The organism is Micromonospora sp. CA-111912 (assembly GCF_050948415.1).
Lineage (GTDB): Bacteria > Actinomycetota > Actinomycetes > Mycobacteriales > Micromonosporaceae > Micromonospora.
Genome location: NZ_CP192007.1, coordinates 5,544,579 through 5,556,880, shown reverse-complemented (window position 1 = coordinate 5,556,880; position 12,302 = coordinate 5,544,579). Strand labels below are relative to the sequence as shown.

Genomic DNA, 12,302 nt, shown 5'->3' with positions numbered 1-12,302 from the left:
GCGCGGGCACCGCGGACCCGATCGAGGGGACTGAACTGTGAGCGTGCGGCTGGCCGGGCGGGTCGCCCAGCCCGCGCCGGTGGCCGGTGACGCGCCCGTGCTGCTCGGCATCGACTTCGGCGGCACCAAGATGGCCGTCGGGGTGGCCGACGGCGAGGGCCGGCTGCTGGCCTGCGAGCGCGTGCCGACGCACGCCGAACAGGGTGCCCCGCAGGCCCTGGACCGCGCGCTGGACCTGGCCGCGAAGCTGGTGGGGGAGGTCGGCGGCCCGGTCGCGGCGGCCGGGATCGCCTCGCCCGGGGTGGTCCGGCCCGACGGCATAGATCTGGCCCCGAACGTGCCCGGCTGGGACCGGCTCCGGCTGGCCGATGCGGTCCGCGACCGGTTCGGCGTGCCGGCGGTGGCCGTCGACAACGACCTGAACGCCGCCGCCCTCGCCGAGCTGCGCTTCGGCGCGCTCCGCGACGCCGACCCCGGCCTGGTCGTCGGCATCGGCACCGGGGTCGCGGCGGCGCTCACCGTGCGCGGGTCGGTGCTGGCCGGGCACCACGGCGCGGCCGGCGAGATCGGGTACGCCGTGGCGGGCGGCCCGTGGCCCGGCACCATGCTGGAGCTGGACTTCTCCGGCCGGGCGCTGGACCGGCTCGCCGACGAACTCGGGGTTCCGGGGACGGCCGCCGGGCTGGCCGCCGCCGCCGAGCGGCCCGGCCCGGCCCGGGACGCACTGACCGCCCGGGTCGACGAGTTGGCCCGCCACCTGGTCACCTGCTGCCTGCTGCTCGACCCGCAGCGGGTGGTGCTGGTGGGCGGGGTGGCCGGCAGCGAGCTGATCCGTGGCCTGCTGGTCGAGCGAATGGCCGCCGTGCTGCCGTACCGGCCGGACGTGGTGCTCTCCGGCTTCGCCGACGACGCCGCGCTGCTCGGCGCGGTCGTCCTGGCCCGCGAGGCGGTCCCGGCCCCCCACTGACCCCGCTTGCGGGGCGGTGCCCTCCGGGTGCGGTTGTTGCTGCCAGGGCCGCAACAACCGCACCCGGAACCGCCGGTCCGCTCAGCCGGTCGGCCGCAGGGTGCTCGTCGCGAGCTGGGACGCCGAGACATCGCCTCGAACTCGTCGGTGTCTATCCCGCCGAGGGTCATCCTGGCCGCCTGTCGGTCTCCTCGGAGCTGTCCGTTGACGGGCGTGACCAGGCGTTGCAGGTGTGCCGCGGTCACCTGCGGGTACCCGACGGGCCATCCCGAGGGAGGCGGCAGTGACGAACGAGGCCCCGGACTACTTCCAGCCGGAACACGGCATGGTGCTCACCCACCTGTTGATCGTGCGGGACGTGGAACGCTCGCGTGAGTTCTACCGGACGGTGCTCGGAGCGACGGTGGTACGGGAGCGCCAGCCCGCCATCCTCCGGCTGCACAACAGCTACCTCGTGATCAACGACGAGGGCGGCCCGACCGACGACAAGCCGACCGTCCTCGCTCAGGCGCCGACGGACCCGAACGTGCTCCACAGCGCGCTCAACGTCCGGGTGACCGACGTGCACGCCGTCTACGAGCTGTGGCGCTCGCGCGGCGGACAGTTCCTCACCGAGCCGAAGGACCACGGCGTGGAGATCCGGTGCTACCTGCGCGACCCCGACGGCTACCTCGTCGAGCTGGGCCAGGGCACCGGAATCCTCGCCGAGAGAGATACGACGCCTTCGAGCTGAGTCGTTTGTGACCCGCCGCGACAGATCTTGGAAGATTTTGGCCCCTGGAGGGGCCGTTTCCTACCAAGATCTGTCCGGGTGTGCGGGCTAAATCGGGTGCGGCGGGTGGGGGCGGGGTGGGAGCGTGCCGGGCATGGGAGAAGCACAGGGTTTTGCGTACGTCCAGCGAGCGGACGGGTCGGTGGTGATCACGCACCACGGACGGGTGGCCGGCACGCTGCGGGGTGGCCGGGCGGCGGAGTTCCTCGCCGAGGTCGACGACGACCCGCAACTGGTGATGGCCCGGTGGACCGGCAACTACCGCCGGGGCAACGAACGCGCCGCGCGGCAGCACCCCCGCAACCGAGCCTGATCCGCGATCGAGCTTGAACACGCCTGCGCCCCGGAACGTCGAAAAGGCCCCCTGCTGCGCGGATCGCGTCAACAGGGGGCCTTCTCACCACCGGTCACAGACCACGCCGTCCCGCCCCTGGCCTGGGCCGGGCAGATGGCCTGGGGCCGGCATCGTCGCGGTCAGGTCGTGCCCCGCCCTCGATGCCGGCCGCGTCGTCCGGACAGATCCGCCTTCAGAGCCTGGAGTATCAGGGCCGGGTGAAGACGAGAGCCACGTTGTGCCCGCCGAAGCCGAACGCGTTGTTCAGCGCGGCGGGGATCTCCATGTGCCGTGCCTTGTGGGCGACCACGTCCAGATCGAGGCCGGCTTCCGGGTCGTCCAGGTTGATCGTCGGGGGGATGACACCGTCGCGGATGGCCAGGATGGTGGCGATCGACTCCAACGCGCCGGCCGCACCGAGCAGGTGACCGGTCATCGACTTGGTGGCGGTGAGCACCGGATGGTCGCCGAGCGCCGCGCGCAGCGCCCCGATCTCCAGCATGTCCCCGACCGGGGTCGAGGTGGCGTGCGCGTTGACATGGACGATGTCACTCTTCGCGACGCCGGCGTCCTCGACCGCCTTCGCGATCGCCCGGATCGCGCCCTCGCCCTCCGCGTGCGGCTGCACGATGTCGTACGCGTCGGAGGTGATCCCGGCGCCGGCCAGCCGCGCGTACACCCGGGCGCCCCGGGCTGCGGCGTGCTCGGCCCGCTCCAGGACCAGCACGCCCGCGCCCTCGCCGAGGACGAAGCCGTCCCGCCCGGTGTCCCACGGCCGGGAGGCCCGCTCGGGCTCGTCGTTGCGGGTGGACATCGCCCGCATCGAGGCGAACCCGGCGATCGGCAGCGGGTGGATGACCGCCTCGGTGCCGCCGGCCATCACCACGTCGGCCCGGCCGGAGCGGATGATGTCCAGGCCGAGCGAGATGGCCTCCGCGCCGGTGGCGCAGGCGCTGGCCACCGTGTGCACCCCGGCCTTCGCGCCCAGCTCCAACCCCACCCAGGCGGCGGGACCGTTGGGCATCAGCATCGGGATGGTGTGCGGGGACACCCGTCGAGGGCCGGACGCCTCCAGGATGTCGTCCTGGGCGAGCAGGGTGGTGGCCCCGCCGATGCCGGAGCCGACGCTGACCGCCAGCCGCTCCGGGTCCAACCCGGAGTCGGCCAGGCCCGCGTCCGCCCAGGCCTGCCTGGCCGCGATGATCGCGATTGCCTCGGAGCGGTCGAGCCGGCGCAGCTTGACCCGGTCCAGCACCTCGGACGGGTCGACGGCGAGCTGCGCGGCGATCCGGACCGGGAGTTGCGCGGCCCACTCCTGGGTGAGCGGACCCACCCCGGAGCGGCCGGCGAGCATGGCGTCCCAGGTCGACGCGACGTCCCCGCCCAGCGGGGTGGTCGCGCCGAGCCCGGTGACGACGACGTCGGAGCGAGCCATGATCAGGCCTGTGCCTCGATGTAGCTGACGGCGTCGCCTACGGTCTTCAGGTTCTGCACCTCGTTGTCGGGGATCTTGACGCCGAACTTCTCCTCGGCGGCGACCACGACCTCCACCATGGAGAGCGAGTCGACGTCAAGGTCGTCGGTGAAGGACTTGCCCTCGGCCACGTCGTCCGGGTTCACCCCGGCAACCTCTTCGAGGATCTCGGCGAGGCCGGCGGTGATCTCGTCACGGGTCATGGTTGGTGCGTTCCTCTCGATGGTTGGACTCGCCGCGCGGCGCGTGCCGGCGGCGTGCGAACGGCCCCGGAAGGGACCGGACGTCAGGGGCAGCGGACGACCTGACCGGCGTAGGTCAGGCCGCCGCCGAAGCCGAAGAGCAGGACCGGGGCGCCGGAGGGCACCTCCCGGCGCTCGACGAGCTTGGACAGCGCCAGCGGCACGCTCGCCGCCGAGGTGTTGCCCGACTCGATGAGGTCCTTCGCGATGATCGCGTTGGGGATGCCGAGCCGCTTGGCGATGCCGTCGATGATCCGGGTGTTGGCCTGGTGCGGCACGAACGCGGCCAGCTCCGACGGGGCGACCCCGGCCCGCTCGCAGGCCTGCAGGGCCAGCGGGGCCAGTTCGGTGGTGGCCCAGCGGAACACCGTCTGGCCCTCCTGCTTGACGTACGGCCGCCAGCCCTCGATGCGTACCGCGTCGCCCTTCTCCGGGACGGAGCCCCAGACCACCGGGCCCACCCCGGCCGGCTCGCCCTCGGCCGTGGCGGTGACCACCGCGGCGCCGGCGCCGTCGGCGAAGATGATGCAGGTGGAGCGGTCGGTCCAGTCGGTGAAGTCGGACAGCTTCTCCGCCCCGATGACGATCGCGTTCCGCGACGCCCCGGCCCGGATCGCGTGGTCGACGGTGCCCAGCGCGTAGGCGAAGCCCGAGCACGCGGTGTTGAGGTCGAACGCGCCCGGCGCGGTGATGCCGAGCTTCGCGGCGACCCGGCAGGCCACGTTCGGGCTGCGGTCGATCGAGGTGCAGGTGGCCACCACGACGAGGTCGATGTCGGCGGCGGTGAGCCCGGAGTTTGCCAGGGCCTTGTCGGCGGCGGCCGCCGCCATGTCGGCCACCGTCTCGTCGCCGGCGATCCGCCGGCTGGCGATGCCGACCCGGTCCCGGATCCACTCGTCGTTGGTCTCGACGAACTGGGCGAGGTCGTCGTTGGTGACGACCCGGGACGGCTGGTAGTGCCCCAGCGCGAGAATCCGGCTGCCAGTCATCAGTGTTGACCCCTCATCGTTCCGTGCCGGGCGATCAGGTCCCGCGCGGCCGGCAGGTCGTCCGGCGTGTTCAGGGTGACGATCTCGGGCAGGCCCGACTCCTTGAGCTCCCGCTTGACCAGGCCGGCGAGGGTGCCGGCCGGCGGCAGCTCGATCACCCCGGTGACGCCGAGGTCGGCGATGGTGCGCATGCACAGGTCCCAGCGCACCGGCGAGGTGACCTGGCGGACCAGCCGCTGCACCATCTCCCGGCCGTGGTTGACCGCCGCGCCGTCGAGGTCGGACAGCAGGATCCGGGCCGGGTCGGCCGGGGTGATCCCGGCGGCCACCGCGCCCAGAGCGGCCTCCGCCGGGGCCATGTACGGGGTGTGGAACGCGCCGGCCACCTTCAGCCGGACCACCCGGGCCTTCGCGGGCGGCTCGGCGGCGAGCTTGTCCAGCCCGTCGAGCGAACCGGCGGCGACGATCTGCCCGGCGCTGTTGCGGTTGGCCGGCTCCAGCCCGTGCCTGTCGAGGGCGGCGAGCACCTCCTCGGTGTCCCCGCCCAGCACCGCGGCCATGCCCGTCGGCTCCAGCGCGCACGCCGCCGCCATCTCCCGGCCGCGCACCCCGGCGAGGGTGATCGCGGTCTCGGCGGGGAAGACCCCGGCGAGCGCCGCCGCGCCCAGCTCGCCGACGCTGTGCCCGACCGTGAGTGCGACGTCGTGCATCGGCAGGTGCTCGGCCGCGAGCAGCGCCGCGGCGACCAGCAGCGGCTGGGTGCGGGCGGTGTCCTTGATCTCGTCGGCGTCGGCCGCCGTGCCGAGGTGGACCAGGTCGACGCCGGCCAGCACCGACCACCACCGCAGCCGTGCCTCGGCGCCGGTCAGGTCGAGCCAGGGTGTCAGGAAGCCGGGTTTCTGGGAACCCTGTCCGGGTGAGAGTACGGCGAGCACGGATATGACTCTTCCGGATACTCGCCGGTCACGGTGCTACCGACCGACACCAAACCGCACTAGAACCTTTGGAGGAACCCTACAAAGATCGGCAACGGTGATAGTCGTTATGTGGACTTTTGCCGGCTCGTGGCGCTTACCGGCTGATTCGCGAGCAGGGGCACCACCGGGTCGAGCCGGCCCACGGTCAGGGCCACCTGGAGGGCGAACGCGTCCCGGGGGACCAGCGGCGAGAACCCGGTCACCTCGGCGATCCGCCGCAGCCGGTAGCGCACCGTGTTCGGGTGCACGAACAGCGCCCGGGCGGCGCTCTCCAGCGTCCCGCCGGCGGCGAAGAACGCGTCCAGGGTCTCCAACAGCTCGCCGCTGGCCCGGGCCAGTAGCGCGTACACGTCGTGGCGCAGCAGACGGCGGGCCTCGGCGTCGCCGGCCAGGGCCCGCTCGGGCAGCAGGTCGGCCGCCGGCACCGGGCGCGGCGCGGTGGGCCAGGCCGGAGCCGCCCGGAACCCGGCCAGCGCGGCGCGGGCCGAATCCGTCGCCTCGTCCAGGCTCGGCACCGCCGGGCCCACCACCACCGGGCCGTCACCGAACGCGGGCAGCAGCGTCCCGGCGGCGGAAAGCGGGTCGGCCGCCCCGCCGAGCACGATCACCAGCCGGTCACCGTGCACCCCGCCGATCATCTCCACCCCGATCCGGCGGGCCAGCCGGTACGCGGTGTGCAGCACGGCGGCCACCTCGCCGCCGGGGGAGCGGCCCACCGCGACCGCGACCGGCGGGGCGTCCGACCAGCCCAGCGCGGCGGCGCGGCTGGCCAGCACGTCCGGGGAGTCCCCGCGCAGCAGGGCGTCCACCAGCAGGGCCTGCAACCGCGCGTCCCAGGAGCCGCGCGACTCGGCGGCCCGCGCGTACGCCCGGGCGGCGGCGAAGGCGATCTCCCGGGAGAACCGCAGCACCGCCTCCCGCAGCCGCTGCTCCTCGCCCTCGGCGGCCAGGGCGCCGACCTGCTCCTCCACCACCTCGATGGTCACCTTGACCAGCGCCACCGTCTGCTGGAGGCTGATCGAGCGGGCCAGCGCCTGCGGCGCGGTGGCGAAGACCTCGTCGGAGACCTCCTGGGTGCTGTCGGCCGAGCCGCCGCCCTCACGCAGCCACTGCACCAGCGACCGGGCGCCGGCCTGGGCCACCAGCATCACCCAGGAGCGCTGGTCGGCCGGGAGCGCCCGGAACCAGGGCAGCGTCTCGTCCATCCGGGTCACGCTGGCGGTGGCCAGCGCCCCCGCCGCCCGCTCGATCCGGCGCAGCGTGGCCGACAGCTCTATCCCGCCCGGCTCGCTCACCCCCCCAGCCTTCCAGAAGGCCGGGGGCCCCGGTCAACGGCACCGGTGGCGTGGGCGCTCACCCCCTCGGCGGCGGTGCCGGCAGGGCCAGCTCCTGGGCCAGGATCGCGGCCTGGACGCGGCTGCGCAGGTCGAGCTTGGCCAGGATCCGGCTGACGTGGGTCTTGGCGGTGCTCTCCGCCATCGCCAGCCGGTCGGCGAGCTGCTGGTTGGACAGGCCCAGCCCGAGGCAGGCCAGCACGTCCCGCTCCCGGGCGGTCAGGCCGGCCACCGCCTCCCGGACGGCGGCCGACGCCCCCGGAGCGGTGGCCGCAAACGCGCTGATCAGCCGCCGGGTCACCGCCGGGGCGATGAATCCCTCGCCCCGGGCCACCGTCCGGACGGCGGCGACCAGAGTGTCCGCGTCGGTGTCCTTCAGCAGGAAGCCGGCCGCCCCGGCCCGCAGCGCGCCGAACACGTACTCGTCGAGGTCGAAGGTGGTCAGCACCAGCACGTCGGCGAGCCGGCCGGCGACGATCTCCCGGGTGGCGGAGATGCCGTCCAGCCGGGGCATCCGCACGTCCAGCACGGCGACGTCGGGGCGCAGCTCGGCGCAGAGCCGCACCGCCTCCGCCCCGTCGGCGGCCTCGCCGACCACCGCGATCCCCGGCGTGCCGGCCAGGATCAGCGCAAGCCCGGACCGCACCGCCGCCTGGTCGTCGGCGAGGACCACCCGCACCGGACCGACCGCGCCATCGCCCCGCCGGCCGGGGCCGGCCGCGTCCGGGCCGCTCACGGCGTTGCCCTCTCGGTCGGGGCCCGCCGCGCCCGGGCCGCTCACGTCGGCTCCCCGGTGGGCAGCGCCGCCCGCACCCGCCAACGCCCGTCGGCCGGGCCGGCGGCGAACTCGCCGCCCAGCAGCACCGCGCGCTCGCGCATCCCGATCAGGCCGGCGCCCGCCCCAGCCAGTCCGCCGCTGCCCGCCTGGACCGGGTTCGCCACGGTCACCACCACCTCCGCCGGTCGGTACGTCACGATCAGCTCCGCCTCGCCCGCGCCGTGCTTCAGCGCGTTGGTCAACGACTCCTGCACGATCCGGTACGCCGCCAGGTCCACCCCCACCGGCAGCGGACGCGGCCCGCCGGTCACCTCGGCCCGCACCGCCAGCCCGGCGGCCCGCATCCGGTCCACCAGCAGGTCCAGCTCGTCGAGGCGGACCCGGGTCGCCTCCTCGGCCGGGTCCGTCGTCCCCGGCGTCGGCTCCCGCAGCAGCCCGATGAGCTGGCGCATCTCCGCCATGCCCTGCACGCTGCTCTCCCGGATGACCCGCAGCGCCGAGTTCACCTGCGCCCGGTCCAGCCCCGGCACGGAGAGCGCGGCGGTGGCGTGGATGGCCACCGCGCTGAGGTGGTTGGCCACCACGTCGTGCAGCTCCCGGGCCATCCGGGACCGTTCGGCGCGGACCGCCTCCCGCCGGTCCAGCTCGGTGAGCCGGGCGGTCTGCTCGGCCCGGGCCCGCTCGGCCGCCGCCTGGTCCCGGTACTGCCGCACGCTGATCCCGCTCAGCACCGGCAGGACCGCGACCAGCACCAGGGGCACGGCGAGCGCCACCCCCCGCCAGTTGCCGAACACCAGCGTCCCGGCGCCGGCGGCGAGCAGGCTGAGTGCCACGGCGACCCGCAGCAGCCACCGCCACAGCCGGGGCGGGCCGTACACGCAGGAGTCGTAGAGCACCTGGGTGTAGATCAGCGCGGTGCCGAGGGTGGTGCCGAGCACGACGTCGACGACCAGCGCCGCCGTGCCGAGGGCCAGGCCGGTGCGGGGGGCCACCCGGCGCAGGCCGACCGCCGCCGACACGGCCAGCAGCGACGGCAGGAAGGCCGCAGCCGGCACGTCGGTGCGCGGGGCGATCGCCAGGTACGAGCCGAGGCTGAGCAGCGCCAGCCCGCCCGTCAGGGAGGCCCCGGCCAGCGCCAGGTCCCGGCCGGGGGTCCCGGAGCCGAGCCAGGGTGGCGGTCGCATGGCCCGATCCCACCACACCCGCCGCCGTGCCGGCTCCGCCCACGGCACGAGGCCGTGGTCCGCCGAAGGAGGTACGGCTCAGCCGTACACCGGGGTCATGACGGCGGCCAGGCGCAGGTGCCCCGGGCGGGCTGCCTCGGGTCCATCCTTCGGCGGACCCGGATCTCACCGTCCGCGCCGACGCCGGGGCCCGTGACGGGCGGCATGCTGGACCCCGACGAACGGGGGGGTCGGCGTGCTGGTCGCGGTCATCATCGGGTGCGAGATCGGGTTCTGGGTGGTGCTCGCGGCGGGTCTGGTGGCCCGTTACCCGCTGCGTCGACCGCGCCTCGGCGCGGCGCTGCTGTTCTGCGTACCCCTGGTCGACCTGGTGCTGCTCGCGGCGACCGCGCTGGACCTGCGGCGCGGTGCCACCGCGGACGTCACCCACGGCCTGGCCGCCGTCTACCTGGGCTTCTCGGTGGCCTTCGGACACTCGATAATCCGCTGGGCCGACCAGCGCTTCGCCCACCGGTTCGCCGGCGGCCCGCCCCCGGTCCGGCCGCCCCGGCACGGCTGGGCGCGCGCCCGGCACGAGTGGCGGGAGTGGGGCAAGGGGCTGCTGGGCTGGGCCGTCACCTGCGCGCTGCTCGGTGCCGCGATCCTCTACGTGGACGACGCCGAACGCACCCGTGAGCTGTGGAACTGGATCCAGAAACTCACCCTCGCCATGGCGATCTGGCTGGTCGCCTTCCCGGTCTGGGAGACGATCTTCCCGCGTCGCCCCAAGCACTGAGGTGGGGTACGCGCCGCACGACTCGTCGGCCCGCCCCAGTACGGTGACAGGGCACGCGGGCCACGACCGGCCAGGCGCGACGGCGAACATGAGGAGACCGGGGATGGCGCACGGGGAGGCCGAGTACGGCTGCGCCCAGGGGGAGACCCGCCGGCCGGGCCACCACGACCCCCAGCCGACGGCCGAGCACCACCGCCGGCTCACCGGCCCGGTCCACCCCGTCGAGCCGACCTCCGGCCGGGCCGCCGAGCGGGCCGAGGACGACGCGCCGGTGCCCCGCCAGCGCACCCCCGAGCCACTCGCCGACGAGCTGGGCCGCGCGGCGGCCTGCTGCAGCGACCTGCCCGGCTGGGCCGGCGCGCACCGGCACGGCCCGGTCCGCCCCCGGCACCGGGCGGTCCGCCGGGAGCGCCCGCCGCGCCGCTGGTGCTGACAGCGGCCTGACGCCCGCCGCCGGCCCCACCCCGTGGCGCGGGTCCGCGGGCCCACCCGTGCCGGCCCCGCGGTGACCCCACAGCGGCTAGCGTGAACAGGGTGAAGGCGATCGCGATCGACGCGTACGGCCCCGCCGACCGGCTCGCCGTGCGGGAGTTGCCCGACCCGCCGGTCGGGCCGGACACGGTGCTGGTGCGGGTGCGCGCGGCTGGCGTCAACCCGGTCGACGGAAAGATCCGCGAGGGGCACCTCGCTGCGGCCATCCCCGCGCACTTCCCGCTGGTGCCCGGCTGGGACGCGGCCGGCGTGGTGGCCGCGGTGGGCCCGGCGGTGGCCGGGTTCGCCGTGGGCGACGAGGTGATCGGGTACGTCCGCCGCGACGACCTCCAGCACGGCACGTACGCGGAGCTGGTGCCGGCCCCGGAGCGGACGGTGGCGGACAAGCCGGTCCGCGCGTCCTGGGCGGAGGCGGCCGGGTTGCCGCTGGCCGGGCTCACCGCGTACCAGGCGCTCCAGCTCACCCGCACCGGGGCGGGGGACACCGTGCTGGTGCACGGCGCGGCGGGCGGGGTCGGGCACCTCGCCGTCCAGATCGCCCGGGCGCTCGGCGCCGGCAAGGTGATCGGCACGGCGGGCGAGGCCAACCACGACTTCGTCCGGTCGCTCGGCGCGGAGCCGGTCAGCTACGGCGACGGGCTGCTCGACCGGGTCCGCGCGGTCGCGCCCGACGGGGTGGACGTGGCCCTGGACCTGTTCGGCGGTGCGGCGCTGGACGTCTCGGCCGAGTTGCTGACCCGCCCCGCCCGGCTGGTCTCCACCGCCGACCCCGAACACGTCACCCGCCTCGGCGGCAGCTACCTGTTCGTCAGGCCGTCCACGGCCGACCTGAGCGTGCTGGCCGGGCTGGTCGACGCCGGCCGGCTCACCGTCCACGTGGCACGGACGTTCCCGCTGGAGCAGGCCGCCGAGGCGCAGCGCCTGGTCGAGCAGGGACACGTCCGGGGCAAGGTGGTCCTGGAGGTCTGACCCGCCGACCGCCCGGTCGGGCAGCGCGGTCGGGTAGCGCGGTCGGCTCAGGCGGCTCGGCGGGTGCGGCTCGGCGGGTGCGGCTCAGCGGGTGCGGCGGCGGATCAGCAGTGCGATTCCGGCCAGCCCGAGGGTGATCACCAGCATCACCCCGACGTTGAGCAGCAGCAGCCGCTGCAACTCGCCGAGGGTCTCGTCGAGGTCCCGGCCCGGGTTCAGCGACTCGTCCGGGTTCACCCGCTCGCCGCCGCCGACGCCACCCCCGCCGACCGTGTCGACCGTGTCGAGCTGCCGCTCCAGCGGCACCCCGGCGGTGCGCAGGCTCTCCGACATGTTCAGCCGGCCGAGGAACCAGCCGGCCTTCACCTTGGGGGACGGGCCCGGCTGCTTCGCCGGCCGGTACACCCGCGGGCCGCCCTTGGCCAGCGGATACAGGTCGTACGTCTGGGTGGCGATCTCCCCGGCGAACACCACGACCGTGTACTTCGGGCCGAGATCCTTCGCGGCCGGGCCGGAGGGCGAGCCGGTGCGACCCAGCCAGCTCACCTGGTCGATGACCGCGAGCACCGCGGCGGGGTGGGTGGCGGCCCGCAGCCGCAGCGGCTCGGCGAGCCGGTCGCCGGTGATGTCCACGCCGGCCGGCTGCGGTTTCGGGGCGGCCGGCACCGCGACGCGCGCCGGGCCGGCGGTCTGCGCCGGACCGCCCGCGTGGGCCGGTCCCGTGAGGACCGCCGCCAGCAGCACCCCTGCGGCCAACGCGATCAGCCGCCTCACCTGTCGGACCATCGCCGCCTCCTCGCCCCGTTTCGATTTGGATGGCTTCACTGCGGGTCACGCGCTGGTCGGTCGACGGCGGTGACCTTGCCCCCCAGGGCGGGTGCCCACCTCTAAGACTGTGCGGAACGTCGATCAGTTGCAGCTACTGGATCGGGAATTGGAACTATCTGCGATCCTGGGCCGACTAACCATCAGCCGTTGATTAGCGGGCGGATAGTACCTTTCCGGAGGGGTTCAT

13 protein-coding genes and 1 pseudogene are annotated in these 12,302 nt (G+C 74.9%); 6 read left to right on the top strand and 8 right to left on the bottom strand.

Going from position 1 to position 12,302, the window contains the following annotated elements:
• Nucleotides 1-37 precede the first annotated feature (37 nt).
• The 3 genes from ACQPZO_RS23045 to ACQPZO_RS23035 all read left to right on the top strand — a co-directional run bounded on the left by ACQPZO_RS23045 (nucleotide 38) and on the right by ACQPZO_RS23035 (nucleotide 2,052).
• Nucleotides 38-967 carry an ROK family protein gene (locus ACQPZO_RS23045; RefSeq protein ID WP_433343884.1) on the top strand — a complete coding sequence of 310 codons (930 nt, stop codon included), beginning with the start codon at nucleotides 38-40 and terminating at the stop codon, nucleotides 965-967.
• Nucleotides 968-1,250: 283 nt separating this feature from the next.
• Complete coding sequence (locus ACQPZO_RS23040) at nucleotides 1,251-1,700, top strand: VOC family protein (RefSeq protein ID WP_433343882.1); 450 nt, start codon at nucleotides 1,251-1,253, stop codon at nucleotides 1,698-1,700.
• 133 nt (nucleotides 1,701-1,833) lie between these two features.
• Entirely contained in the window at nucleotides 1,834-2,052 is a 219-nt protein-coding gene (locus tag ACQPZO_RS23035; protein ID WP_433343881.1) for a hypothetical protein, read from the top strand.
• Nucleotides 2,053-2,281: 229 nt separating this feature from the next.
• Here the strand turns inward: ACQPZO_RS23035 and fabF are convergent, their stop codons facing one another.
• The 7 genes and pseudogenes from fabF to ACQPZO_RS23000 all read right to left on the bottom strand — a co-directional run bounded on the left by fabF (nucleotide 2,282) and on the right by ACQPZO_RS23000 (nucleotide 9,051).
• On the bottom strand, nucleotides 2,282-3,508 hold the full coding sequence (fabF, locus tag ACQPZO_RS23030; RefSeq protein ID WP_433343879.1) for a beta-ketoacyl-ACP synthase II: 1,227 nt from the start codon (nucleotides 3,506-3,508) through the stop codon (nucleotides 2,282-2,284).
• A gap of 2 nt (nucleotides 3,509-3,510) precedes the next feature.
• A complete protein-coding gene (locus ACQPZO_RS23025; RefSeq protein WP_161691984.1) occupies nucleotides 3,511-3,750 on the bottom strand; it encodes an acyl carrier protein in 240 nt (79 codons plus the stop codon).
• An 83-nt stretch (nucleotides 3,751-3,833) separates the two neighbouring features.
• Nucleotides 3,834-4,778 carry a beta-ketoacyl-ACP synthase III gene (locus tag ACQPZO_RS23020; protein ID WP_350882579.1) on the bottom strand — a complete coding sequence of 315 codons (945 nt, stop codon included), beginning with the start codon at nucleotides 4,776-4,778 and terminating at the stop codon, nucleotides 3,834-3,836.
• 8 nt (nucleotides 4,779-4,786) lie between these two features.
• Nucleotides 4,787-5,713 (bottom strand): annotated as a pseudogene (locus ACQPZO_RS23015) (ACP S-malonyltransferase); the annotation flags it as partial.
• A gap of 107 nt (nucleotides 5,714-5,820) precedes the next feature.
• Nucleotides 5,821-7,050: a PucR family transcriptional regulator gene (locus ACQPZO_RS23010; protein WP_433343878.1), complete on the bottom strand. Its 1,230-nt coding sequence runs from the start codon at nucleotides 7,048-7,050 to the stop codon at nucleotides 5,821-5,823.
• Nucleotides 7,051-7,108: 58 nt separating this feature from the next.
• Nucleotides 7,109-7,768 (bottom strand): response regulator, encoded by a 660-nt coding sequence (locus tag ACQPZO_RS23005; RefSeq protein ID WP_433351172.1) that lies wholly within the window; start codon nucleotides 7,766-7,768, stop codon nucleotides 7,109-7,111.
• Nucleotides 7,769-7,866: 98 nt separating this feature from the next.
• The gene (locus ACQPZO_RS23000) at nucleotides 7,867-9,051 is read right to left on the bottom strand and encodes a sensor histidine kinase (protein ID WP_433343877.1); all 1,185 of its coding nucleotides are present in this window, start codon (nucleotides 9,049-9,051) and stop codon (nucleotides 7,867-7,869) included.
• Between the two features lie 235 nt (nucleotides 9,052-9,286).
• Between ACQPZO_RS23000 and ACQPZO_RS22995 the strand changes: the two genes are divergently transcribed.
• The 3 genes from ACQPZO_RS22995 to ACQPZO_RS22985 all read left to right on the top strand — a co-directional run bounded on the left by ACQPZO_RS22995 (nucleotide 9,287) and on the right by ACQPZO_RS22985 (nucleotide 11,287).
• Nucleotides 9,287-9,826 carry a hypothetical protein gene (locus ACQPZO_RS22995; protein WP_433343875.1) on the top strand — a complete coding sequence of 180 codons (540 nt, stop codon included), beginning with the start codon at nucleotides 9,287-9,289 and terminating at the stop codon, nucleotides 9,824-9,826.
• A gap of 103 nt (nucleotides 9,827-9,929) precedes the next feature.
• Nucleotides 9,930-10,259: a hypothetical protein gene (locus ACQPZO_RS22990; protein ID WP_433343874.1), complete on the top strand. Its 330-nt coding sequence runs from the start codon at nucleotides 9,930-9,932 to the stop codon at nucleotides 10,257-10,259.
• Between the two features lie 101 nt (nucleotides 10,260-10,360).
• Nucleotides 10,361-11,287 carry an NADP-dependent oxidoreductase gene (locus tag ACQPZO_RS22985; protein ID WP_433343872.1) on the top strand — a complete coding sequence of 309 codons (927 nt, stop codon included), beginning with the start codon at nucleotides 10,361-10,363 and terminating at the stop codon, nucleotides 11,285-11,287.
• A gap of 84 nt (nucleotides 11,288-11,371) precedes the next feature.
• Here ACQPZO_RS22985 and ACQPZO_RS22980 read toward each other — a convergent pair whose 3' ends face one another.
• Entirely contained in the window at nucleotides 11,372-12,073 is a 702-nt protein-coding gene (locus tag ACQPZO_RS22980; RefSeq protein WP_433343871.1) for a hypothetical protein, read from the bottom strand.
• Between the last annotated feature and the right edge of the window lie 229 nt (nucleotides 12,074-12,302).

Bases quoted from the DNA above. Each gene is read 5' to 3' on its own strand.
- ACQPZO_RS22980 (WP_433343871.1), bottom strand. From the start codon at position 12,073: ATGGTCCGACAGGTGAGGCGGCTGATCGCGTTGGCCGCAGGGGTGCTG.
- ACQPZO_RS22990 (WP_433343874.1), top strand. From the start codon at position 9,930: ATGGCGCACGGGGAGGCCGAGTACGGCTGCGCCCAGGGGGAGACCCGC.
- ACQPZO_RS23000 (WP_433343877.1), bottom strand. From the start codon at position 9,051: ATGCGACCGCCACCCTGGCTCGGCTCCGGGACCCCCGGCCGGGACCTG.
- fabF (WP_433343879.1), bottom strand. From the start codon at position 3,508: ATGGCTCGCTCCGACGTCGTCGTCACCGGGCTCGGCGCGACCACCCCG.
- ACQPZO_RS23025 (WP_161691984.1), bottom strand. From the start codon at position 3,750: ATGACCCGTGACGAGATCACCGCCGGCCTCGCCGAGATCCTCGAAGAG.
- ACQPZO_RS23035 (WP_433343881.1), top strand. From the start codon at position 1,834: ATGGGAGAAGCACAGGGTTTTGCGTACGTCCAGCGAGCGGACGGGTCG.
- ACQPZO_RS23020 (WP_350882579.1), bottom strand. From the start codon at position 4,778: ATGACTGGCAGCCGGATTCTCGCGCTGGGGCACTACCAGCCGTCCCGG.